The sequence below is a fragment of the Telluria sp. ZB4P37 genome, from assembly GCF_059685855.1.
This window is the reverse complement of sequence record NZ_JCASID010000002.1, coordinates 387,531-411,295: the sequence shown is the minus strand read 5'-3', so window position 1 is coordinate 411,295 and position 23,765 is coordinate 387,531. Positions and strand designations below refer to the sequence as shown.

The following is a 23,765-nucleotide window of genomic DNA, read 5'->3' as shown; positions in this document are numbered from 1 at the left end:
CTTGCTTTCATCGGTTGAGCGGTCAATAATAAATGAGAATCATTCTCATCTATTGGTCGAATATCCGTGAAAGAGAGGCGTGCATGAACAGTCGTTTTGCAGACCCGGCAATCACCTCGCAGGCATCGCGCAGCCAGGACGTGCTGCTAGTGGCGTCGCTGCTGCACCTGATGTCGCATTACACCGCGCGCGGCGATGGCGAGCAGCCCTGCGTGAAGCTGGCCTCGGTGATCGAGCGCCACCTGTGCGCGCTGACTCGCCTGCCTGAGATCGACCCGGTGCTGCGCGCTACCTGCGAGCAGCTGGCAGAACGCTGGGCGGGCCTGGTGGACGAGCAGTTGCCGCGGCCGCAGCCAGCCAGGCAGCCGCTGCTGGCGCGCTTCATGAAAGGGGCGCGGAGCCGGAAGGTGGTAGCGACCTAGACGCCATTGAGCGCTTGCAGATCACCACATTTGTTTAGTCGTTGTCCTATAGGCCGCCGCCGGTGCGACGGTTCCCGAGCAGGAGTTTTTGTTCGCAGCGCGACACCTTGCGAAAGACTTGGGCACCGGCCTTCGCCGGTGCGACGACTCCAGGGTCGCAGGCCATCACCCCCGCTGCCAGCGCATGCGCCGGTCGCCGCGGAAGCGCTGGATCGCCGCCTGCACCATGCCCTCGACGCTGCCCTCCAGCGCGAACACCTGGCGCAGCTGCGCTGCGTCGCTGCCGCCGTGCGCGGCCGCGGCCAGGTGCTGCAGGGCCTCGACGCTGCCCAGCGCCTCGGCGTGCGGCATCATCTTCTCCAGCGTGGCCAGGATGTCCTCGCGCATCGGTACCGCCTCGTAGGTCTTGGGGTGGGTGAGCGAACCCTCCATGCCGAAGCGGCAGGCCTGGAAGCGGTTGTAGTTATAGACCAGGTAATCGTCTTCGCTGGGCGCTTCTTCGGGTCGCGTGAGCAGGTAGCGGCACAACGCCTGCAGGTAGCCGGCAATGGCCGCGGCGCGCTCCACCGTCAGCGGCGTGTCGCACACGCGCAGCTCGATGGTGCCGAATTCGGGTTTGGGCCGCAGGTCCCAGTAGAAGTCTTTCATGCTCTTGATGATGTTGGTGCGTTCCATCTTGGCGAAATAGACCTCGGTGAACTCCTGCCAGGTCTGCACGAACGGCGCGCGCCCGCTCATCGGGAAGGCGAAGACGGAATTCAGGCGCGCCGAATCGAAACCGCTGTCATGGCCCTGCACGAAGGGCGAGGAGCTTGATAACGCGATGAAATGCGGCAGGTAGCGGTTCAGCGCGTGCAGCAGGTAGAGCGCATCGTCGCCGTTGGCGCAGCCGATGTGCACGTGCTGGCCGAACACCGTGAACTGCTTGGCCAGGTAGCCGTACAGCTGCGACAGGTATTCGTAGCGCGGCCTGGCTGAAATTTTCTGTTCCGACCAGTGCTGGAAAGGATGGGTGCCGCCGCCCGCGATGCCGATATTGAGCACGTCGCTGGCGGCGACCAGCGTGTCACGGATCTCGCGCAGTTCGGCCAGGAGCGGCGCGTAGGCCGTGTGCACGCTCGAATTAATCTCGATCATGCTCTCGGTGATTTCGGGCGTCACGTTGCCGGGGAAGGGCTTGCGCTTCAAGAGGTGCAGCAGGTCGGGGCTGGCCGCCGTCAGGTCGAAGTCCGACAGGCTGACCAGCTGCAGTTCGAGCTCGACCCCGAAGGTCAGTGGCCGGGATGGCGTAAAGGCTTCAAGCGGCATCGGGATGCTCCGGGGCTTCATGCGCCCATACCAGGGCGCGCTGGATGATCAGGGGGCCGAACACTTCCAGCAGCATGGTCACGGCCGCCATCGCGCGCAATTCCTCGACCACGTGCACGCCCGCATGGCGCGCATGCTCGATCAGCAAGATTACGAACACCGACAGCGGCACCAGGCCCAGGCCGGTAAGCGCGCCTTTGCGCCAGGAGATGCCGGACAGGTGGGCAAAGGCCGTCACCCCGGCGGTCTTGGTTACCAAGCGCGCAAACACCACGACTACGGCCAGCGCGCTGCCGGCAGCGATCTGGCGCCAGTCCAGCGTGGAGGCGGCGAACACGAACAGCAGCACCGTCAGCATCTCGCCCAGCGCCCCGAAATTGCGCTGCGCCGCGCTGAACGCGACGCGCCGGTGGCGCGCCGTTAGCCCAAAAGCCAGTGCCGCGATATAGGGCGAGAGTGCGCCCGCATCGCAGATCGCCACCAGGAGCAGCACGGCAATCGCGAAAGCCACGGTCGCATCCTGGCGCGGGTTATGGATCGCGCGCAGCAGGGCCGGCACCACCACCCCGAACACGGCGCCCAGCAACACCGAGCCGGCCAGCATCACGAGGCTCTGCCAAAGCGCGTCGCCGACGGCGTCGAAGGTGCGGAAGATCCAGAAGCCGATGATCACGTTGAAGGCGAACACCGCCAGCACGCAGTTCAGCGCCGTCAGGTGCAGTACGCGTTCGGTCACCTGGCCCGAGCTGCGCTGCTCGTTGATGACGCGCATCACGGTGGCGGGCGAGGTGCCCATCGACAGGGCCGCCATCATCAGCGCGATCAGTTGCGGGCTGCCGAAGGCGATGGCGACCAGGTAGACCACGGCGAAGGTGAGCAGGGATTCGGTGAGGCCGGCCACGCCCAGCCAGGGGTTGGTGTGCAGCCAGCGCAGGTTGATGCGGTAGCCGAGTTCGAACAGGATCAGGCCGAAGGCGATGTCGGCGAGCAGCGCGACCGGGCCGCTATCGGGCGGCGGCAGGATACCGATTTGCGGGCCTGCCAGCGCGAAGCCGACCAGGCCGTAGAAGCTGATGCGGGGCAGGCCGGTCCAGCGCTGGCCGAATTCGCCGGCCAGCCAGGCGATGGCCATGGCGATGGGCCATGCGAGGCTGGTCAGGATGGGCGGCAGGTCGGGCATTGATCGCCTTTTAATCAACGGATGGAGTGACCGAACATCGTAGGGTGGGCCAGTCCCTTGCCCGCGCGGTGATAGTCAGCGCAAGATCGTTGCGCACGAGATCCGAGTCCGCAACGATCACCGCGTGGGCGTAATTCCCGGCATTGCCCGAAATTACCCTGCCCACCCTACGGGTTGTTGGCAATTCTACAAGACGGGCAAGCGCGCACGATTGACGTGGACACGCCGTACAAGAAGACCTATTTGCTCAGCAACCGCATCGCCCGCTCCAGCCCTTCGAGCGTGATCGGGAACATCCGATTGTTCATGATTTGCCGGATGACCGAAATCGACTGCCGGTACTGCCACAGGTTTTCCGGCTCCGGATTGAGCCAGGCGAATTTGGGGAACGCATTGGTGAAGCGCGCCAGCCAGGCCGCGCCGGCTTCCTCGTTGTTGTACTCGACCGAGCCGCCCGGCGCCAGCACTTCATAGGGGCTCATGGTGGCGTCGCCGACGAAAATGATGCGGGTATCCTTCGGGTATTTGCGCAGCACGTCCCAGGTCGGGAAGCGTTCGCTGTGGCGGCGCTGGTTGTTCTTCCACAGGTAGTCGTAGACGCAGTTGTGGAAGTAGTAGAACTCCATGTTCTTGAATTCGCTCTTCGCCGCCGAGAACAGCTCTTCGGCGCGTTCGATGTGGTCGTCCATCGAACCGCCGACGTCGAGCAGCATCACCACCTTGATGCGGTTCTTGCGCTCGGGCTGCATGCGGATGTCGAGCCAGCCGGCATTGCTGGCCGTTGCCCGGATGGTGTCGTCCAGCGCCAGCTCGTCGGCGGCCCCTAGCCGGGCGAAGCGGCGCAGGCGGCGCAGCGCCACCTTGAGGTTGCGGGTGCCGAGTTCGCGTTCGTCGTCGTAGTCGCGGTAGCTGCGCTGCTCCCACACCTTCACCGCCGTGCGGTTGCGGCTTTGCCCGCCGATGCGGATGCCTTCCGGGTTGGTGCCGCCATTGCCGAAAGGCGAGGTGCCGCCGGTGCCGATCCACTTGCTGCCGCCTTCGTGGCGCCCGTGCTGTTCCTTCAGCAGTTCCTCCAGGCGCTGCTGCAGCTTGTCGTAGCCGAGCTTTTCCAGCGCCGCTTTCTGCTCGGGCGTGAGCTCGCGCTCGAAGCGCTTGAGCAGCCAGTCGAGGGGGATCTCGGCCTTGGTGTCGAACACCGCGGCCACTCCCTTGAAAAAGGCGCCGAAGGCGCGGTCGAACTTGTCGAAATGGGCTTCGTCCTTCACCAGCGTCAGGCGCGCGAGGTAGTAGAACTCGTCCAGCGAGGGCGCGATGACGCCGCGCTGCAGGGCCTCTAACAGCGTGAGGAATTCCTTGATCGTGACCGGGACCTTGGCGTCGCGCAGCGTGTAGAAGAAATCGATCAGCATCGGCTCAACCCCGCGCGTGCTGTCCCAGGCGCTCGTGCAGGGCGCTCTTGATCGCCGGCCATTCGCTGCGCAGGATGCTGTACATGACGGTGTCGCGCGGAGTGCCGTCGCGCCGCACGGCATGGTGGCGGATGACGCCGTCCTTCTGCGCGCCGAGCCGCTCGATGGCGGCCTGCGAAGCGAAGTTCTCGCCGTCGGTGCGCAGGCCGACCACGGCGCAGCCCAGCGTATCGAAGGCGTGCGACAGCAGGAGCAGCTTGCAGCTGGTGTTCACGTGGGTGCGCTGGGCGCGTTTCGCATACCAGGTGTAGCCGATCTCGACGCGGTCCGCGCCCGGGACGATGTCGTGGTAGCTGGTGGTGCCGAGCAGGGTGCCGCCGCTTTTTCCCTCGCGCGCGTCGATCACGGCAAAGGCCACCCGGTCGGGCATCTCGAGCGCGGTGCCGATGTATTGGCCCGCGTTGTGCGGCTCCGGCACGCTGGTCACCCGTAAATTCCACAGCTCGCCGTCGCCGGCGGCCGCGCGCAGGCCTTCCTCGTGGTACGGCGCCAGCGGCTCCAGGCGCAGGCCGTTAAACTCGAGCGTGACAGGCGCGACCCGGATCATCGGTTGGTCCTCGACATCTGGATCAGGCGCTCGAACAGGTGAACGTCCTGCTCGTTCTTCAGCAGCGCGCCGTGCAGCGGCGGGACGATCGCCTTGCGGTCCTGGCTGCGCAATGCTTCGGCCGGGATGTCCTCGGCCAGCAGCAGCTTGAGCCAGTCGAGGAATTCCGAAGTCGAGGGCTTCTTCTTGATGCCGGCAACCTCGCGCAGCTCGTAGAAGCTCTGCAGGGCTGCGGCAAGCAGGTCCTGCTTGAGCGCCGGGAAGTGGACCTTGACGATGTCGGTCATGGTCTCGCGGTCCGGGAATTTGATGTAATGGAAGAAGCAGCGGCGCAGGAAAGCGTCCGGCAACTCCTTTTCGTTGTTCGAGGTGATGATCACCATCGGGCGATGTTTTGCCACCACCATCTCGCGGGTTTCATAGACATAGAACTCCATGCGGTCCAGCTCGCGCAGCAGGTCGTTCGGGAATTCGATGTCGGCCTTGTCGATCTCGTCGATCAGCAGCACCACCGGCTCGGGCGCGGTGAAGGCCTGCCACAGCACGCCCTTGACGATGTAGTTGTGGATGTCGCGCACGCGCTCGTCGCCCAGTTGCGAGTCGCGCAGGCGCGACACTGCATCGTATTCGTACAGGCCCTGCTGGGCCTTGGTGGTCGATTTCACGTGCCACTGCATGAGGGGCATGTCGAGTGCTGCCGCCACTTCTTCGGCCAGCATGGTCTTGCCGGTGCCGGGCTCGCCCTTGATCAGCAGCGGGCGGCCGAGCGTCAGCGCGGCGTTGACGGCCAGTTTCAGGTCATCGGTGGCGACATAGTTGTCGCTGCCTTCGAAGCGTTGGGAAGCGTGCATGTGCGGTCGAAAGTAAGTGTGAAATGAGGCCGAGTATATGCCAGAATGGCGCTCACCGAGGACGTCCCACCCGTACGTGCGTTTGTAGACTGTGGACAACTCTTCAGATAGAATCGACAGGTTGGTGGATCATTTGCTAACTTTTTGTGCGTTTGCGGTATTCGAATTACAACTAACGAGCCACACCCATGAAAACATCTTTAGCTCTACTGGTACTGGCGGCGTTTGCCGGCACCGCAACCGCCGCCGAGGTCGTCGGCAACCCGAAGGCAGCGGCAAGCAAGGTCGAAATGTGCATCGGCTGCCATGGCATCCCGGGCTACAAGGCGTCCTTCCCCGAGGTTTACCGGGTACCGATGATCGGCGGGCAGTCCGCCAAGTACATCGAATCGGCGCTGCACGCCTACAAGAAGGGCGACCGCAAGCACCCGTCGATGCGCGGTATCGCGGCCAGCCTGAGCGACCAGGACATCGCCGACGTGGCTGCGTACTACTCGCAGCAGACCCCTGCCACCGCCAAGCGCTAAGGACAGCCATGAAGAAACTCGTTTCCGCGCTGGTGTTCGGCGCTTTCTGCCTCAACGCTTCGGCCGCCGACGTCTCGAAGGGCGAAGCCCTGGTCAAGAAGTACAACTGCGCGTCCTGCCACGGCGCCGACTTCAACAAGCCGATCGACCCGAGCTATCCGAAGCTGGCCGGCCAGCACGCCGAATACCTGACGCACACGCTGCACGCCTACAAGCGCGGCGCCGGCCCGAACGGCCGCACCAACCCGATCATGTCGGCCCAGGTGCAGCCGCTGTCGAACCAGGACATGGCCGATATCGGCGCCTACCTAGCGAAACTGCCGTCGCAGCTCGTCGTCAGCAAGTAAGCTTCAGTAAATAAGCTTTTCCAGCCTGCGGCTGGTAAACTGCGATCCCCCCGACCGGGCAGCCGGCAGGGGGATTTTGTTTTTGGTGATGCGCGTGGTGGTGAATGCGGGTGCCGCGGGGGCGCGACGAACTTGGGTTCCGGCCTGCGCCGGGATCCAAGTTCGTACATAACCACCGCCTTTCGCGTCCACCAATTACCGCAGTACACCCCGTCACAACTGGAACCCTTCGTGCCTCCAGCCCACATCAAATCCAACCTGCTCAGCGGCCTCATCGTGGCCCAGGCGCTGGTTCCTTAAGCGATCGCCTTCGCCCTGGTCGCCAAGGTCTCGCCCCTCACCGGCCTGTACGCCGCGATGGTGGGCGGAAGACCCGACCACCCTACCAAAATCACCGTGCGGGCGGAAAGACCGTCCACTCTACGAAGATCAGCGCGATGCGCGCCGGCGCACGCAGTCGATATAGGCCTCGGTATCCGGCGGCACGCCGTTGCGCTGGGACGTCCAGATCATCTCGCCCAGGCATTCCATGATTTCGTGGTGCGCATCGTGCTCGCCGCGCCGGGACACCAAGAGGTCGTGCGCGGCCTTGATCCCGCGCGGCTGGTCGACCGAGACCTGCTCGGCAATCGACAGGTGCATCGACAGGTGCAGGAAGGGGTTCGCCTCGCCGCCTTCGACCGAGTAGTCGCGCGCGATCGCCGCGTCGACGTCGCCCAACTGCTCGTGGTATTCGGGATGCTGGGCGATCCAGTCGGCCGCGATGGCGTCCATCGGCGTCAGGATCTCGCCATTGCGCTGCTTGCGCAGGGCTTCGCAGAAAAAGCGGCGCACGTCGTGCGAAGACGGTGTGAACATATCGGGGGAGGGCAAAAAGGACGGAAGCCGGCATTGTAGCGCGATGCGGTTTGGCCCGTGCGGCAGCCGCCGGCTAGCGCCTTGGTGTTGCTGGATGAATCACAAGGTGTTCATGCGTGGCGCATGAACAGGCTTGCTCCGCAGAACGAGCGCACAGCAAAGGGGATGGAAACCGGCTGGAACCGGTCTCCATGGGGATCTTACTTGTTCGGCACCAGCACCAGCGGTTCTGCAACCACCGGGGCAACGGCCGCCGGCGACGCCGTCAACGTTGCCTGCTGGACCGGCTTGCCGCCGCCCTGCACACGGCCATGCGGCTGGCGCAGGTAGCGCGCGCTGTGGCGGCGTTCGCCATGCGGGCCGCCGCTCTTGGCCGGCCAGGTGATGAAACGCGACAATTCCTGCAGCGCCCGCTGGTAGACATCGCGCTTGAACTCGATGACCACGTCCAGCGGCACCCAATAGTCGTGCCAGCGCCAGGCGTCAAACTCGGGATGGTCGGTGAGGCGAAGGTTGACGTCGTTATCGCGCGCCACCATCCGTAACAGGAACCAGATCTGCTTCTGGCCACGGTAGTGGCCGCGGATCTCGCGCTTGATGAAGTGATCTGGCACCTCATAGCGCAGCCAGTCGCGGGTGCGGCCCACGATCTTGACGTGCTCCTGGCGCAAGCCGATTTCTTCCTCGAGCTCGCGGTACATTGCCTGTTCCGGCGTCTCGCCGTATTTGATTCCTCCTTGCGGAAATTGCCACGAGTGCTCACGCACCCGCTTGCCCCACCACACCTCGTTATTGGCGTTCAGCAGGATGATGCCGACGTTGGGGCGAAACCCTTCACGATCGAGCATAAGTGCACCTCGAAACTTTCTGCCAGCCGTACGATCCTTATATTTTTACCCACAAATTGCCGTGCCTAGCTTGCCGGCAAGTTGCCGGCGAGGCAGGTACTGCGTGTTCCGGACCCATTTGTAGAAAGATTGGACGCATCAGCCAGCTAATCCTTTAAAATTAGGTCGATTATAACTCTCTCTTTTTAAAAAGAATTCATCGATATGCGCGCCTCACGATTTTTTATTTCAACTCTTAAAGAAGCGCCTTCCGACGCCGAAATCGTCAGCCACCAGCTGATGATGCGTGCAGGGATGATCAAGCGGCTGGGTTCGGGCATCTACACCTATATGCCGACGGGCCTGCGCGTCATCCGCAAGGTCGAGGGCATCATTCGCGAAGAAATGAACCGTGCAGGCGCAATCGAACTCCTGATGCCGCTCGTGCAGCCGGCCGAACTGTGGCAGGAAACCGGCCGCTGGGACAAGATGGGCCCGGAATTGATGCGCGTCAAAGACCGCCACGGCCGTGAATTCGCGATCCAGCCGACCTCGGAAGAAGTCATCACCGACGTCGTGCGCAGCGAGCTGAAGTCCTACCGCCAGCTGCCGGTCAACTTCTATCACATCCAGACCAAGTTCCGCGACGAGCGCCGCCCGCGCTTCGGCCTGATGCGCGGGCGCGAGTTCACGATGAAAGATGCCTACTCCTTCGATCGCGATGTGGCCGGCATGCAGGCGTCCTACCAGGTCATGTTCGACGCCTACACCAAGATCTTCAACCGCTTCGGCCTGAAGTTCCGCGCGGTGGCGGCCGACAACGGCGCCATTGGCGGCACCGGCTCGCATGAGTTCCACGTGATCGCCAGCACCGGCGAAGACGCGCTGGTCTACTGCCCGGACTCGGATTTCGCCGCCAACATGGAAGCGGCCGAAGCGCTGGCCATCGGCGAACGCGGCGCCGCCACTCAGCCGCTCACTAAAACATCGACCCCGGGCAAGACCAAGTGCGAAGCCGTGGCTGAACTGCTGAACGTCCCGCTCCAGCAGCACGTCAAGAGCATCGCCCTCACGGCCGAACACGAAGGCAAGAAGACTTACTTCCTGCTGCTGCTGCGCGCCGACCACGAGCTCAACGAGATCAAGGTCTCGAAAGTGGCAGGGCTGATGGACTTCCGCTTCTCGACCGAAGCGGAAATCCAGGAAGTCTACGGCACCGTGCCGGGCTACCTCGGCCCGATCAATACCAAGCTGCCGGTCACCGTGGTGGCCGACCGCACCGTGGCCAACATGAGCGACTTTATCTGCGGCGCCAACGAAGCTGACTTCCACTACACGGGCGCCAACTGGGGCCGCGACGCGGCCGAACCCCTGGTTGCCGACCTGCGCAACGTGGTCGAAGGCGATGCTTCGCCGGACGGCAAGGGCGTGCTGGCGATCGAACGCGGCATCGAAGTGGGCCACGTGTTCCAGCTCGGCACCGCCTATTCGGAAGCGATGAACGCTACCTTCCTCGACGAAAACGGCAAGCCGGCCCCGCTGCAGATGGGCTGCTACGGCATCGGCGTGACCCGCATCTTGGGCGCGGCGATCGAGCAGAACTTCGACGCCAAGGGCATCGTCTGGCCGGACGCCATCGCGCCCTTCGAGCTGGTGCTGTGCCCGATGGGCATGGACCGCAGCGAGATGGTCAAGGAACATGTCGAAAAGCTCTATGCCGACCTGCAGGCGGCCGGTATCGACGTCATCGTCGACGACCGCGGCCTGCGCCCGGGCGCGATGTTCGCCGACTGGGAACTGATCGGCGTGCCGCACCGCGTCGTGATCGGCGAGCGTGGCCTGAAGGAAGGCAACCTGGAATACCAGGGCCGCCGCGACGACGCCGCCACCAGCGTGCCGGTCGACGGCATGGTCGCCTTCATCAAGGGCAAGCTAGGCAAGTGAGTGTGTTGACGCTGGTTTCCTGGGCAGGCAGTGTGCTGCTGGCCGCCGGGCTGCTGCTCGGCGCGCCTGCGCACGCCGGAAACCAGAAGGAAGAAGCCATGGCCGACTCGGTGCGCCTGGCCATGGCCAATGCCATCCGCGACAGCCGGCCGCCCAAGCCGGTGCTGCGCGACGAGGCGGCGCGGGCGCGCTACCAGGCCTGGTTCAACGAGATGTCGCAGCGCCTGGCCAAGCGGCTTCCCGACGCGCAGTCGCGCACCGAATTCCTCGAAGTGGCCTGGTACGAAGCCACCCGCGCCGGCCTCGATCCGGGGCTGGTGCTGGGACTGATCCAGGTGGAGTCGGCCTACCGCAAGTACGCGATCTCGATCGCCGGCGCGCGCGGCTACATGCAGGTGATGCCCTTCTGGACCAAGGTGATCGGCGACGCCGACCGTCGCAAGCTGTTCCACATGCAGACCAACCTGCGCTACGGCTGCTCGATCCTGCGCATGTACATCGACATGGAAAAGGGCAACCTCTACCTGGCGCTAGGCCGCTACAACGGCAGCCGCGGCAAGCCGAAGTATCCGAACGCGGTGCTGTCGGCGTGGAAGAAGTGGGAGTTCAAGCCGGGCGTTTGACCGTTCATGCTCGCGTCTTCTATGCAGTTGTAGGGTGGGCAGGAAACCTGTCCGCCCTACGGTTCGCGGCAGCGCACCTGCCAACAATCCCGCAACATATCAATCCGCCATTCCTGCATGGCGAAGGTGTAAACTTCACGCTTTCCCGACGTAGAGGTTCCCATGCGATTGTCCACCCTCGCCGGCGCTGCCTGCCTTGCCATGCTGGCCGGCTGCGCGTCCGTTCCGCCCGCATCCCTTGCCACGCAAACCCCGCTCGAGCAGCGCGCGAAGAACGTGATCTTCTTCCTCGGCGACGGCATGGGCGTCAACACGCTCACCGCCGCGCGCATCTTCCATGTGGGCGAGGAGGGCGAGCTCACCATCGACCGACTGCCCGAATCGGCCTTCGTGAAGACCTTCTCGAACGATGCGATGGTGACCGACAGCGCCGCCGGAATGGCGGCCTACATGACCGGGGTGAAGCAAAACAACGGCGTGATCTCGATGTCGGCCGGCACCCGCTCGATCGCCCCTGGCAAGGACGTCAACGGCAACGCCCTGGTGAGCCGCTGCAAGGAGAGCCCTGAAGGCGGCGCGCCTGCGGCGACGCTGCTGGAGCTGGCCAGGCGCCGCGGCATGGCGCTGGGCGTCGTCACCAACACCAGCGTCACCGATGCGACCCCGGCCTCAAGCTACGGCCACGGTTGCCACCGCAAGCTGGAAACCGATTTCGCAGCCGCGCTTGTGCCGGGCGGCGCCGGCTACAACGGCGCGCTGGGCCCACGTGGCCTGGACGTGATGTTCGGCGGCGGGGCGCAGTTCTTCACGCCCTTCACGCGCGGCGGCAAGCGCGCCGACGGCCGCGACCTGCTGGCCGAGATGAGCGCGCAGGGCGTGCGCGTGGTGTCGGATAGTGCGGGCTTCCAGGCGCTGGCGCCAGCCACAGGGCAGCGGGCCATCGGCCTGTTCGCCGATAACCACATGGACTACGACGCCGTGCGCGACCCAAGCAGGCAGCCGAGCCTGAGCGAGATGACGCGCAAGGCCATCGACCTGCTGGCGCCGCACGCAGGCAGCCAGGGGGGCGGTTTCTTCCTGGTCGTCGAGGGCGGCCTGATCGACCACGCGCTGCATGCCACGCTCGGCAAACGCGCGCTGCAAGAGACGGTGTCGTACAACGCGGCCATGCAGGCGGCGCTCGACAAGATGGAAGCGCTCGACCCGGGCCTGAAGAACACCCTGGTGGTCGCCACCGCCGACCATGACCACACGCTGCTCCTGAACGGCTACACGGTCCGCACCGGCAAGACCACGCCAGGCAACCCGGGCGTGCTGGGCCTGGTGCGCAACCTCGACGGCAGCCCGAAGCTGGACAAGGAAGGCCGTCCGTTCACGATCATCGGCTTCGGCACCGGCGAAAACCGCACCAACGGCAACCGTAACACCATGCCTGCCTTGACCGACGAGATCGTGACGCGCGACGACTATCACCAGGAAGCCGTGGTGCGCACGCGCCCGGGCGCCGAAACGCATGGCGGCTCGGACGTCTACCTGGGCGCCGCCGGCGCCGGGGCCGAACTGTTCCGCGGAACCATCGACAACACCCGCGTCTTCAGCCTGATCAAGACCGCTGCCGGCCTGTGAGACCTGAACTGGACACCATCATGAAACAACGACTTCCACTGCTGCTGGCCGCCAGCCTGTTCAGCGCCAGCGCCATCGCCGCGCCGCAAGCGAAAAACATCATCTTCTTCCTCGGCGACGGCATGGGGCCGACCACGATCACCGCTGCGCGTATCTACAAGCACGGTGAAGACGGCCTGCTGAACTTCGAAAAGCTCGAGCGCACCGCGCGCATCAAGACGTATTCGAATGACTTCCAGACCACCGACAGCGCGCCCTCGATGGGCGCCTACATGACCGGCGTAAAGATCAACCAGGACGGCATCTCGATGAAGGATGCGCGCGCGATCGAGCCGGACAAGGACGCCCACGGCAACCGCACGGTTGACAAGTGCGGCGAGAACAACGGCAGCATCGTGCCGACCATCCTGGAGCTGGCCAAGGCGCGTGGCAAGGCGGTGGGCGCCGTGACGACCACCGAACTGACGCATGCAACGCCGGCATCGACCTTCTCGCACGCCTGCCACCGCGACGCGGCCTACAGCATCGCGCGCCAGCTGGTGCCTGGCGGCGCCGGCTACAACACCGCGCTGGGCGATGGCGTGGACGTCCTGATGGGCGGCGGACGGCACCACTTCACGCCGTATGACAAGGCGGGCAACCCGAAGGGCCGCGCCGACGGGCGCGACCTGATGGCGGAACTGGCGGGGCAGGGTTATTACGTGGCCGGCACCCGCGCAGGCATGATGTCTGCAAAACCCGGCCGCAAGTTCGTCGGCATCTACAGCGCCGACGACCACCTGGACTTTGCGCTGGAGCGCCGTCCCGAGCAGCCCACCTTGAGCGAGATGGCGCTGAAAGCAATCGAGCTGCTCTCGAAAGACCCGGACGGCTTCTTCCTGATGGTCGAAGGCGGCAAGATCGACCACGCGCTCCATGACAACAACGCCCAGAACGCGCTGGCCGACACGGTGGCTTTCGACGAGGCGATCCAGGCCGCGATCGACCGCATGCGCACGATCGACCCGGGCCTGGAAAATACGCTGATCGTCATCACGGCGGACCACGACCACACCATGGTGCTCAATGGTTATCCGAAGCGCGGCAGCAAGGTGCTGGACATCGTCCACGACTACGCCACCGGCGAGCCGAAGAAGGACGCGGACGGCAAGACCTTCACGGCCCTCGTCTTCGGCAACGGCAAGGTGCGCCCGGACGTGCGCGCCGACGTGGACAGCGCCACCGCGCTGGGCAAGCGCTACCAACAGGAGGCAGGCGTACGCACGGTCTACGAATCGCACGGCGGCGGCGACGTCAAGCTGTACGCGCTGGGCGCGGGCTCGGCGCCGTTCAAGGGGACGATTGAAAATACCAAGGTGTTCCACTTGATGAAGGCGGCGGCGGGATTGTGAGTTGAGGCGGGATGCCTGACGTCGCGCGCGACATCGGGCCAAGGTCGCCATATCAGATCAATCGCCATCCTTTATTAACGTCATTCCCGCGCAGCCGGGAATCCAAGTTCTCCCGCAGTACCTTTCCGGTTGCGGACTTCGGGTACAAACTTGGGCTCCCGCCTTCGCGGGAGGTCGTAAGCGCCAGTGGCGCTTACGACGGTCTTGAGGGAGAGGGAAAGCATCAGCAGGTTGCTGCGAGTACGAAAGAGCCCCTCCAAAAACAAAAAGCCCCGGAATCCGGGGCTTTCTGCAGTCAAGGCCTTGGACAGCCGCAGCGCTTACTTCAGATGATCCGAAATGAGCTTGGTCATTTCGAACATCGAGACCTGCGCCTTGCCGCCGAAGACAGCTTTCAGCTTGGCGTCGGCGTTGATCATGCGACGGTTCGCTGGATCTTGCAGGTTTTCTTTCTTGATGTAGTCCCAGACCTTCTTGGTGACTTCAGTGCGTGGCAGCGGCGCATTGCCGACGACTGCGGCCAATTCGCCCGACGGCGTCATCGCTTTCATGAAAGCGGCGTTCGGCTTGCGTGCTGCTGCAGGCTTGGCGGCTGGTTTTGCGGCTGCTTTTGCTGGAGCTGCTTTTTTTGCTGCAGGCTTGGCCGCGGCAGCAGGCTTGGCAGCTGCTTTCGTGGCTGGTGCTGCGGTGGATTTTTTGGCTGTTGCCATCTTCGAGCCTCCTAAAACGATCACGGGGAAAGTTGCGTTATTGACGCACGGGCTTATATTGGTGGCCTTTTACTGTTCGTGCAAGTCTTTTTCAAAATTTTTTCATTCTTACAAGCCCCGAAATGCGAGCTATCGCACACTCGGTGCGCCGCAAATGAAAAATCGGGGTCCGTAGATGTGAAAAACCGCGCAAGGCCAGTGCCCGCGCGGTTCCTTGCCGTTTCCAGCGAGCCGGTGTAAGGGTCAGCGCATGCCAGGCATCATGCCTTTCATCCCGCGCATCATCTTCATCAGGCCACCGCCTTTGAGCTTTTTCATCATCGACTGCATCTGGTCGTATTGGGTCAGCATACGGTTGACTTCCTGCACCTGCACGCCGGCGCCGGCTGCGATGCGGCGCTTGCGGTTGGCCTTGATCAATTCCGGCTTGGCGCGCTCGCCCGGTGTCATCGAGTCGATGATGCCGACCATGCGGCGTACCTGCTTCTCGGCCTGGTCCATGTTGGCGCCTGCCGCGGCCTGCTGGAATTGCGCCGGCAGTTTGTCGAGCAGGCCCGACATGCCGCCCATTTTCTTCATCTGCGTCAGCTGCGCCTTGAAGTCGTTCATGTCGAACTTGCCGCCGCCCTTGATCTTGTTCGCCAGTTCGGTGGCCGCTTCGGCGTCCACGCCCTTGCGCGCTTCTTCGACCAGCGCCAGGATGTCGCCCATGCCCAGCACGCGGTTGGCCATGCGCGCCGGGTCGAAGGCTTCGAGGCCGTCGAGTTTTTCGGACACGCCGGCGAACTTGATCGGCTTGCCGGTCACATGGCGCACCGACAGGGCGGCGCCGCCGCGCGAGTCGCCATCGAGCTTGGTCAGCACGATGCCGGTCAGCGGCAGCGTGTCGTTGAAGGCCTTGGCGGTATTGATCGCATCCTGGCCGAGCATGGCGTCGACCACGAACAGGGTCTCGACCGGATTGACGGCCGCGTGCACCGCGGCGATCTCCTGCATCATCGCTTCGTCGATGCCGAGGCGGCCGGCGGTGTCGATGATCAGGACGTCGTGGTAGTGCTTCTTGGCCCAGTCCAGCGCGTTGCGCGCGATGTCGACCGGCTTGTCCGCCGAGGTACTCGGGAAGAAGTCGGCGCCGACCTGCTTGGTCACCGACTCCAGCTGCGCGATTGCCGCAGGGCGGTAGACGTCGGCCGAGACGGTCAGGACCTTCTTTTTCTTCTGCTCTTTCAGGTACTTGGCGAGCTTGCCGACGGTGGTGGTTTTACCCACACCCTGCAGGCCGGCCATCAGGATGATCGCCGGCGGTTGCTGGGCGAAGGAGAGCTGGGTGGCTTCGGGGCCGAGGTCGGCGCCCATCAGGGCCGCGAGCTCGCGCTGCACCACGCCGACCAGGGCCTGGCCCGGGCTAAGCGAGCCGATGACTTCTTCGCCGAGCGCTTTTTCCTTCACTTTGGCGATGAATTCGCGCACCGCCGGCAGCGCCACGTCGGCCTCGAGCAGGGCCATGCGCACTTCGCGCAGCATCTCGGCGGTGTTCGCCTCGGTAAGGCGCGCCTCGCCGCGCATGGTCTTGACGACCTTGGCAAGGCGTTGGGTAAGGTTATCTAGCATGTTCTACCTGACTATATATATGAGACGACGGCATTCGATAATCCACTATTTTACCTTGTGCAAGCTCCCCGGTTCAGCCAAGCAGAGGATATGCCGCATTTTTTTTGAGCAGCCGTCATGTCGCCGATCACGCCGCGGGCTTGCTTAATTTGACACACCTCACGTGCCGTCGGGCCGTTTCCCGTCAGCATCGTCCCCTGTGCCGCGCCGTTTTGTCGTGCGGAACTCAAGGGAGACAGGCATGACCAAACTATTCAACAGCATCGTCATTGCGGCCAGCCTGCTGGCAGCAGGCGCCGCCGGGACGGCCGGGGCCAATGAGGTCGTCCGGCTCGGCAACCTCAAGTTCGCGCACTTCGGCGCGGTCTCGTACATCAAGGAGATCGCACCCACGTGCGGCATCCGGGTCGAGGAAAAGGTGTTCCCGAAAGGGTTGGACGTGATGCAGGCGATCATCGCCGGCGAACTCGATGTCGGCGCGACCGCATCGGAGGCGGCGATCTCGGGCCGCGCCGGCGGCGCCCCGATCGTGGCGGTGGCCGGGTTCGCGCGCGGCGGCGCGCGGCTGGTGGCGCGGCCCGAACTGAACATCCGTAGCGTGGCCCAGCTCAAGGGCAAAAAAGTCGGCGTGACGCGTGGCGCGATCCAGGAAGTGCTGCTCATGGCGGAACTGGCCAAGCACGGATTGAGGGGCGACGCGGCGCCGGGCAAGGACGTGCAGCTGGTCTACCTGCCTTATGCCGACTTGAACGGCGCGCTGCTGGGCCGGCAGATCGACGCCATGATGCAGTCCGAGCCGCAGTCTTCGCAGGCGATCAACAAGGGCTTCGGCATGGAGGTGCTCAAGCCCTATGACACTCCGATCGGCGAGCCGGTGCGCACCATGGTCATGACCGAGAAGTTCTACCGCGAGCGCCGCCCGGTGGCCGAGAAATTCATGCGCTGTTTTGTGCAGGCCACCCGCACCTTCATCGACCATCCGGCGGTGGCCGAGAAATACGTGCGCGAGGTGATCTTCAAGAACCAGATCAGCAGCGACGACTTCCATGATGCGATCCGCAATTCGCCGTATTCGTACGCGCTCACGCCCGAGCACATCCAGGTCACCACCGACACCATGGTCAAAACCGGGGTAGGGCGCATGGCGCGCCCGCCGCTGGCCCGGGACTGGGTGCGCACCGACCTGCTCGATGCCGCCATGGCCGACCTGAAACCGCGCTGAAGGAGCCCGCATGACGACGCAAACAATCACGCGCAACTGGCCCCGCGCCTTGCGCGCCTTCTGGAGCACTCCCTGGTACGAGCGCGCGGTCGGCATGGTGGTGCCGGTCGTGGCCATCCTGCTCTGGCAGTGGGTGGCGATGAACGGCTGGGTCGATCCGATGGTGCTGCCGGCGCCGCTCGACGTCTGGCGCAAGTGGGTGGCCTACCTGCTGCCGCTGGCGCCTTTTGAACATTACACCGGGGGCGGCTGGTGGTCCTGGGCATTCTCGGGCGAGCTGCCGATCGACATCTATACCAGCATGGTCCGGGTGGTGGTGGGCTTCTCGATCGGCGCGGGGTTGGCTTTGCCCCTGGGCCTGGCGATGGGCGCGAGCCGCGTCGTGTATGCCTGGATGAACCCTTTCGTGCAGATCCTGCGCCCAATCCCTCCGATCGCCTACATCCCGCTGGCGATCCTGTGGTTCGGGCTGGGCAACCCGCCGGCGGTGTTCCTGATCGCGCTGGGCGCGTTCTTCCCGGTCCTGATGAACACCATCGCCGGGGTGCGCCACGTGGACGGCATCTACCTGCGCGCCGCGCGCAACCTCGGCGCCGGACGCATCACCATGTTCCTGCGCGTGATCCTGCCGGCCGCCGTGCCCTACATCCTGTCGGGCGTGCGGATTGGGATCGGCACCGCCTTCATCGTGGTGATCGTCTCCGAGATGATCGCCGTGAACAACGGCCTGGGCTTCCGCATCCTGGAAGCGCGCGAGTACTTCTGGTCGGACAAGATCATCGCCGGGATGATCACCATCGGCATGCTCGGCCTGGCCATCGACCTGGCCATGAACCGCCTCAACAACTATTTGCTGCGCTGGCACCGCGGCCTGGAGCAGTGACATGAATGCACCTTACTCGCCGCCGCTGCAGGCGCCGCATATCCGCGTCGAAGGCGTCAACAAGATCTTCGCCAGCCACGGCCGCCAGGTGGTGGCGCTGAAGGACATCGCGCTCGAGATCCCGCGCGGGCAGTTCACCTGCCTGCTCGGGCCCTCCGGCTGCGGCAAGTCGACGCTGCTCAATGCGGTGGCCGGCTTTTCGCATCCGAGCAGCGGTACGATCCTCGTGGACAGCGTCCCCGTGACGGCGCCGGGGCCGGACCGCGGCATGGTGTTCCAGGAATACGCGCTCTTCCCCTGGATGACGGTCGAGGACAACATCTCCTTCGGCCTGCACATCAAGGGCATGACGAAGACGACCATCCGCAAGCGCGTGGGCGATTTGCTGGAGATGCTTTCCTTGAGCGACTTCCGCCAGCGCTTTCCCAAGGACCTGTCCGGCGGCATGCGCCAGCGCGTGGCGATCGCCCGGGTGCTGGCGCTCGATTCGCCGATCATGCTGATGGACGAGCCCTTCGGCGCCCTCGATGCCCTGACCCGGCGCAATCTGCAGGACGAGCTGCTGCGTATCTGGTCCGAGCTGAAGAAGACTATCCTGTTCGTCACCCACAGCATCGAGGAGGCGATCTACCTGGCCGACCGCATCGTGGTGATGACCTACCGGCCCGGCACCGTCAAGCGCGACCTGCTGGTGGAGCTCCCGCGCATGCGTGACCCGGCGGCGCCCGAGTTCAACGCGCTCAAGCGCGAACTGGGCATGGTGGTGATGGAAGAGCAGCAGCGCCATCATACGGATGAGTTGAGGATGGCGGCGGTGGATTAGCAGGTGGCTGCGGTACGGACTTGGCGGGATGACGGTGGCATTGCTCCCGCCTTCGCCCGGATGACGGTTTTTAGAGCAGTGGTAAAAATAATGTAACCACTGTCCTGAAGACCGTCATTCGCGCGCAGGCGAAACCTGATTTTTTCGAGCAACCTCTAGCCCTTGAATATCCAGTAACCGCAGAGCAGCCCCCTCCCGCCCCCACCATCAATCGATGGTGTATCCTTCCACTATGCAGAACTTCCTCTTCCTCGCCGCGGCCCTGCTGTACGCGGTGTGCGCCCTGCTGCCGTCGCGCCGGGGCGCCGTCATCTCCGGCGTCACTGCCGCCGCCTGGGCGGTGCATGGCGCCGCGCTCGCGCTCGACGTCGTCTCGCCAGGTCAATTGCGGGTCGGCTTCGCCATCATGTTATCAAGCGCGCTGTGGGTCTCGGTGGCCGCCTACTGGCTGGAAAACCGCAATTTTGCGCTGGACGGCATGCGCCGCCTGGTGATGCCCTTCGCCTTCGTGGCGAGCCTGCTGCCGCTGGTCTTCCCCGGCAGCGTGCTGGAAATCCACGACCAGTCGCCCGCCTTCGGCTGGCACGTCACGGTGGCGGTGCTGGCCTACAGCACCCTGACCATCGCCGCCTTCCATGCGGTGCTGATGGCGCTGCAGGAAGCGCGGCTGCACACCCGCGGCAGCAACGGCGGCTGGTTCGCCGCCGCGCTCGACCAGCTGCCGGCATTGCTGACCATGGAAAAGCTGCTGTTCCGCGTGATCTGGATCGGCTTCGTCCTGCTCAGCCTCACGGTGTTGTCGGGCGTGGTGTTTTCCGAGCAGCTGTTCGGCCGCGCACTGCGCTTCGACCACAAGAGCGTGTTCGCGCTGCTGTCCTGGCTGCTGTTCGCCGCGCTGCTGGCGGGGCGCCGCTGGCAGGGCTGGCGCGGCAAGACCGCGCTGCGCTTCACGCTGGCGGGCTTCGCCACGCTGGCGCTGGCCTATGTCGGCAGCCGCTTCGTGCTCGAAGTCGTCTTGCACAGGAGCGTGGCATGACGCGCATCCTGTTCTGGATCGCCCTGATCATCCTGGTCGTGATGGCGGTACGCGCCAAGCTCAAGGCGTCAAGCGTGCGCTACCAGGCGCCGCCGCGTCCGCAAGCGAAGGAAGAGGTGGCCCGGATCGAAACCATGACCCAATGCGCCCACTGCGGCCTGCATTTCCCGGCCTCCGAAGCGGTGCACGCCGATGGCCTCGACTACTGCTCGCCGGGCCACGTGCGCCTGCCGCCGCAGTAAGCCGGCCGATGCCCTTTCAGTCGTCCGCGCAGGCCTCGTCGCCGCAGCGACTCTCCCCGGAGGCGCGCGCGACCATGTGGCGCACGCTCCAGACCTTCAACATCAGCCGCATCGTGATCGCGCTAGTGCTCCTGCTCTACCTGGGCATGAGCATCACCGACAACGGCCTGCGCACCGATGCCATCAATACCGAGGCCTGCGTCTTCTATTTCGTGGCCTCGCTGGCCTTCGCCGGCTTCGGCACCTGGTGGAAGCGCCGCTTCGTGGTGCAGTTGGCCTGCCAGATCGCGACCGACCTGGCCGTGATCTCGCTCCTGTTCCTTGCCGCCGGCGGCATGCGCAGCGGGCTGGCGATCCTCTACCTGTTCCCGCTGGCCGGCGCGGCCATCCTTGCCCCCCTGGTGCTGGCGCTGTTCGCCGCGTCGGTCGCGACCCTGTTCCTGATCGCCGTAAGCGCCTGGCAGGTGGTCATGCTGGACCGCCAGGCGCCGCTGATGCAGGCAGGCCTGTACGGCGGCGCCTTCTTTGCCGGCGTGCTGCTGGTGAACCGGCTGGCGGCGCGCCTGATCAAGCAGGAAAACCTGGCCGCCCAGCGCGGCACCGACCTGCGCATCCAGCAGCTGATCAACGGGATCGTCATCGCCGACGTCGGCGACGGCATCCTGGTGGTGGGGGACGACGGCGTGGTCTTCACCGGCAATCCGGCGGCCCGCATCACGCTCGGCTTCGAAGGCGAGGCGGCGGGCTTCCGGCTCGGCGAGGCGCCTGGCCTCGAGCCGGTGGCCCAGGCGTTTGCCGCCTGGCTGCGCGCGCCGGTGGAAGGCGCGGCCTTCGTCACCGTCAAGCCCTACCGTGAAGACGCGGGCCTGCTGCGCGGCCGGCGCGACCAGCCGACCCACCTGAAGCTGCGTTTCGCGCGGGTCGACACCGCCGGCGTGGCTGCCGGGCGCAGCGTGGTGTTCATGCAGGACGTGAGCGCCATCGAAAACCAGGCGCAGCAACTCAAGCTGGCCTCGATGGGGCGCCTCACCGCCAGCATCGCGCACGAGGTGCGCAACCCGCTGTCGGCCATCGGCCATGCCACCGCGCTGCTGGCCGAAGACCTGCACGGCCCGGCCGAAGTGCGGCTGCTGAAGATCATCGGCGACAACGTCACGCGCGTGAACCGCATGGTCGAAGACATCCTGCAGCTCTCGCGCAAGGTGCAGCCTAATGGCGAACCGCTGCAGCTGGCGGCCTTCCTGGCCGAGCTCAAGCTCGAATTCTGCGAAACCCACGGCCTGGCCGGTGATATAGTTTATATAGGCGATCCGGGTGCGAGCGCGGTGCGCTTCGACCCGCTGCACCTGCATGAGGTGCTGCTCAACCTGCTGGGCAACGCGGTGCGCTACGCCAGCAAGCAGCCAGCCAGCATCCGCATCTTCCCGGCGCGCGACGCGGCCGGGCGCACCGAGCTGCATGTGCAGGACGATGGTCCCGGCATCACCCCGGAAGTACGCGCCCACCTGTTCGAGCCCTTTTACACAACCTCGAGCAAGGGCACCGGCCTGGGCCTGTACCTGGCGCGCGAGCTGTGCCTGAACAACGATGCAAAGCTCGACTACGAATACCGCTTCGACGCCGCGCCGACTGGTGAGCGCAAGGCGAGCGGGCGCTTCGTGATCAGCTTCGCCCAGCCGGCCTAGGTCCGCCAAACGTCGCGCCGCTATATAGATAGAGTGAGAAAACCATGACCGCACCCCGCATCCTCGTGGTCGACGACGAAGCCGACCTGCGTGAACTGCTCGAGATCACCCTGCTCAAGATGGGGCTGGACGTGGACAGCGCGGCGACCCTGCGCCAGGCGCGCGCTCTGCTCGAGGAGCACGACTACGCCCTGATCCTGACCGACATGCGCCTGCCCGACGGCCTCGGGCTGGAGCTGGTGCGCGAAGTGCACGCCTCGCCCAAGGCGACTCCGATCGCCGTCATCACCGCCTACGGCAGCGCCGAGAACGCAGTGGTGGCGCTCAAGGCGGGCGCCTTCGACTACATCTCCAAGCCTTTGGCCCTCGATGCGCTGCGCCTGATGGTGCGCTCGGCCCTGCGCCTGCTCGACGCCGCGCCGGCGCAGCCGGACGGCAGCCTGCCCGGCTCGCGCATGATCGGCAACTCACCCGCGATGCAGTCGCTGCGCGCCCAGATCGGCCGCCTGGCGCGTTCGAATGCGCCGATCTCGATCACCGGCGAATCGGGCAGCGGCAAGGAACTGGCGGCGCGCGAGATCCACGCCCAGAGTTCGCGCGCCGCCAAGCCGTTCGTCGCCGTGAACTGCGGCGCGATTCCCGAAACCCTGATGGAAGCGGAGTTCTTCGGCTACCGCAAGGGCGCCTTCACCGGCGCGGCCGAGGAGCGCGACGGCTTCTTCCAGGCAGCCAACGGCGGCACCCTGATGCTCGACGAAGTGGCCGACCTGCCGCTGGCGATGCAGGTCAAGCTGCTGCGCGCCATCCAGGAACGGCGCGTGCGCAAGATCGGCGCCACCAGCGAAGAGCCGGTGGACGTGCGCATCATCAGCGCCACCCATCAGGACCTGGCCCGGTGCGTGGAGCAGGGCAGGTTCAGGCAGGATTTGTTCTACCGCCTGAACGTGATCGAACTGTCGCTGCCGCCGCTGCGCGAACGGATCGACGACTTGCCGCCCTTGGTGGACGCCGTGCTGGCGCGGCTGGCCGGGCCGGGACAGGCCGCGCTGGGGGCGGGCGTGCTGGACGCGCTGCGCGCCTATTCCTTCCCGGGGAATATCCGCGAACTGGAGAACGTGCTGGAGCGGGCGCTGGCGTTTGCCAACGATGGCGTGATCGAAGTGGGCGATTTGTCGCTGAAGGCGGCGCGCCCAAACGAGGCGGGGCGCGAGCGGGCACAAGTGGCGCCGGTCCCGGTTCCGGCCCAGGTAGCTGCGCCCGAACCCGAACCGGATCCCGCACCAGTGGAAGCCGTAGCGGGTCCGGCCATGCTCGGCCCCAACGGCTTGCCCGGCAACCTGCCGGAATACCTGATCCAGGTTGAGCGCGACATCATCGGGCGCGCGCTGCAGCAGACCCAGTTCAACCGGACGCAGGCTGCGGCGCTGCTCGGGATCAGCGTGCGGCAGCTGCGCTATCAGATGCAGAAGCTGGAGATTTCGGCGCCGGACGATAACGTTTGATGTCTTCTATATGTAGGGTGGGCAGGGCAGGTCGGTCCAGCGGACTGACCTGCGCCCACGCGTTCAAACCACGTCAACGAACACGCTCCGTGTTTTTTCCTCGAACGTTGAACGCGTGGGCAGAATCCGCC

The 23,765-nt window shown here is 64.9% G+C and carries 23 protein-coding genes; 14 read left to right on the top strand and 9 right to left on the bottom strand.

All coding sequences use genetic code 11. The features are described from left to right. The first annotated feature begins 83 nt into the window (after positions 1–83). Entirely contained in the window at positions 84–422 is a 339-nt protein-coding gene (locus AC56K1_RS06195) for a hypothetical protein (protein WP_497156965.1), read from the top strand. Positions 423–587: 165 nt separating this feature from the next. On the opposite strand, the gene AC56K1_RS06190 is transcribed toward AC56K1_RS06195, so the two are convergent. The 5 genes from AC56K1_RS06190 to AC56K1_RS06170 all read right to left on the bottom strand — a co-directional run bounded on the left by AC56K1_RS06190 (position 588) and on the right by AC56K1_RS06170 (position 5,777). Beyond that, the gene (locus tag AC56K1_RS06190; RefSeq protein WP_497157180.1) at positions 588–1,730 is read right to left on the bottom strand and encodes a YbdK family carboxylate-amine ligase; all 1,143 of its coding nucleotides are present in this window, start codon (positions 1,728–1,730) and stop codon (positions 588–590) included. Next, the gene (locus AC56K1_RS06185; RefSeq protein ID WP_497156964.1) at positions 1,720–2,910 is read right to left on the bottom strand and encodes a cation:proton antiporter; all 1,191 of its coding nucleotides are present in this window, start codon (positions 2,908–2,910) and stop codon (positions 1,720–1,722) included. Before AC56K1_RS06185 ends, AC56K1_RS06190 begins: the two co-directional genes overlap by 11 nt. Before the next feature lie 239 nt (positions 2,911–3,149). Then, positions 3,150–4,319: a vWA domain-containing protein gene (locus AC56K1_RS06180; protein ID WP_497156963.1), complete on the bottom strand. Its 1,170-nt coding sequence runs from the start codon at positions 4,317–4,319 to the stop codon at positions 3,150–3,152. Between the two features lie 4 nt (positions 4,320–4,323). Continuing rightward, on the bottom strand, positions 4,324–4,926 hold the full coding sequence (locus AC56K1_RS06175; protein WP_497156962.1) for a GNAT family N-acetyltransferase: 603 nt from the start codon (positions 4,924–4,926) through the stop codon (positions 4,324–4,326). After that, complete coding sequence (locus AC56K1_RS06170; RefSeq protein ID WP_497156961.1) at positions 4,923–5,777, bottom strand: AAA family ATPase; 855 nt, start codon at positions 5,775–5,777, stop codon at positions 4,923–4,925. Before AC56K1_RS06170 ends, AC56K1_RS06175 begins: the two co-directional genes overlap by 4 nt. A 188-nt stretch (positions 5,778–5,965) precedes the next feature. Between AC56K1_RS06170 and AC56K1_RS06165 the strand changes: the two genes are divergently transcribed. Together AC56K1_RS06165 and AC56K1_RS06160 are read left to right on the top strand one after the other, a co-directional pair. Further along, on the top strand, positions 5,966–6,304 hold the full coding sequence (locus AC56K1_RS06165) for a c-type cytochrome (protein ID WP_497156960.1): 339 nt from the start codon (positions 5,966–5,968) through the stop codon (positions 6,302–6,304). 8 nt (positions 6,305–6,312) lie between these two features. Next, positions 6,313–6,651, top strand: coding sequence for a c-type cytochrome (locus AC56K1_RS06160; RefSeq protein WP_497156959.1), 339 nt, complete (start codon positions 6,313–6,315; stop codon positions 6,649–6,651). 429 nt (positions 6,652–7,080) lie between these two features. Here the strand turns inward: AC56K1_RS06160 and AC56K1_RS06155 are convergent, their stop codons facing one another. Beyond that, complete coding sequence (locus AC56K1_RS06155) at positions 7,081–7,509, bottom strand: DUF1841 family protein (protein WP_497156958.1); 429 nt, start codon at positions 7,507–7,509, stop codon at positions 7,081–7,083. A 200-nt stretch (positions 7,510–7,709) separates the two neighbouring features. Beyond that, positions 7,710–8,357, bottom strand: a complete 648-nt coding sequence (locus AC56K1_RS06150; protein WP_497156957.1) for an RNA pyrophosphohydrolase — start codon at positions 8,355–8,357, stop codon at positions 7,710–7,712. Positions 8,358–8,561: 204 nt separating this feature from the next. Here AC56K1_RS06150 and AC56K1_RS06145 point away from each other — a divergent pair, with 204 nt between their 5' ends. The 4 genes from AC56K1_RS06145 (at position 8,562) to AC56K1_RS06130 (ending at position 13,920) form a co-directional block, all read left to right on the top strand. Further along, positions 8,562–10,280 (top strand): proline--tRNA ligase, encoded by a 1,719-nt coding sequence (locus tag AC56K1_RS06145; RefSeq protein ID WP_497156956.1) that lies wholly within the window; start codon positions 8,562–8,564, stop codon positions 10,278–10,280. Between the two features lie 5 nt (positions 10,281–10,285). Then, positions 10,286–10,903: a lytic transglycosylase domain-containing protein gene (locus tag AC56K1_RS06140; RefSeq protein WP_497157179.1), complete on the top strand. Its 618-nt coding sequence runs from the start codon at positions 10,286–10,288 to the stop codon at positions 10,901–10,903. Positions 10,904–11,071: 168 nt separating this feature from the next. After that, positions 11,072–12,529, top strand: a complete 1,458-nt coding sequence (locus AC56K1_RS06135; RefSeq protein WP_497157178.1) for an alkaline phosphatase — start codon at positions 11,072–11,074, stop codon at positions 12,527–12,529. Between the two features lie 20 nt (positions 12,530–12,549). Beyond that, on the top strand, positions 12,550–13,920 hold the full coding sequence (locus AC56K1_RS06130; RefSeq protein WP_497156955.1) for an alkaline phosphatase: 1,371 nt from the start codon (positions 12,550–12,552) through the stop codon (positions 13,918–13,920). A 320-nt stretch (positions 13,921–14,240) separates the two neighbouring features. Here AC56K1_RS06130 and AC56K1_RS06125 read toward each other — a convergent pair whose 3' ends face one another. Together AC56K1_RS06125 and ffh are read right to left on the bottom strand one after the other, a co-directional pair. Next, complete coding sequence (locus tag AC56K1_RS06125; protein WP_497156954.1) at positions 14,241–14,630, bottom strand: SWIB/MDM2 domain-containing protein; 390 nt, start codon at positions 14,628–14,630, stop codon at positions 14,241–14,243. Positions 14,631–14,873: 243 nt separating this feature from the next. Then, complete coding sequence (gene ffh, locus AC56K1_RS06120; protein WP_497156953.1) at positions 14,874–16,241, bottom strand: signal recognition particle protein; 1,368 nt, start codon at positions 16,239–16,241, stop codon at positions 14,874–14,876. A gap of 241 nt (positions 16,242–16,482) precedes the next feature. Between ffh and AC56K1_RS06115 the strand changes: the two genes are divergently transcribed. From AC56K1_RS06115 to AC56K1_RS06085, 7 genes are all read left to right on the top strand, one after another. Beyond that, positions 16,483–17,463 carry an ABC transporter substrate-binding protein gene (locus AC56K1_RS06115; RefSeq protein ID WP_497156952.1) on the top strand — a complete coding sequence of 327 codons (981 nt, stop codon included), beginning with the start codon at positions 16,483–16,485 and terminating at the stop codon, positions 17,461–17,463. Positions 17,464–17,557: 94 nt separating this feature from the next. Beyond that, positions 17,558–18,346, top strand: coding sequence for an ABC transporter permease (locus tag AC56K1_RS06110; protein ID WP_497157177.1), 789 nt, complete (start codon positions 17,558–17,560; stop codon positions 18,344–18,346). 1 nt (position 18,347) lies between these two features. Then, positions 18,348–19,169: an ABC transporter ATP-binding protein gene (locus tag AC56K1_RS06105; protein WP_497156951.1), complete on the top strand. Its 822-nt coding sequence runs from the start codon at positions 18,348–18,350 to the stop codon at positions 19,167–19,169. A gap of 232 nt (positions 19,170–19,401) precedes the next feature. Then, positions 19,402–20,205 carry a cytochrome C assembly family protein gene (locus AC56K1_RS06100; RefSeq protein ID WP_497156950.1) on the top strand — a complete coding sequence of 268 codons (804 nt, stop codon included), beginning with the start codon at positions 19,402–19,404 and terminating at the stop codon, positions 20,203–20,205. Further along, entirely contained in the window at positions 20,202–20,447 is a 246-nt protein-coding gene (locus AC56K1_RS06095; RefSeq protein ID WP_497156949.1) for a PP0621 family protein, read from the top strand. The genes AC56K1_RS06100 and AC56K1_RS06095 overlap by 4 nt, the downstream gene beginning before the upstream one ends. A gap of 8 nt (positions 20,448–20,455) precedes the next feature. After that, positions 20,456–22,132 carry a sensor histidine kinase gene (locus AC56K1_RS06090; RefSeq protein ID WP_497156948.1) on the top strand — a complete coding sequence of 559 codons (1,677 nt, stop codon included), beginning with the start codon at positions 20,456–20,458 and terminating at the stop codon, positions 22,130–22,132. Positions 22,133–22,176: 44 nt separating this feature from the next. Continuing rightward, positions 22,177–23,634: a sigma-54-dependent transcriptional regulator gene (locus AC56K1_RS06085; protein WP_497156947.1), complete on the top strand. Its 1,458-nt coding sequence runs from the start codon at positions 22,177–22,179 to the stop codon at positions 23,632–23,634. Positions 23,635–23,765 lie beyond the last annotated feature (131 nt).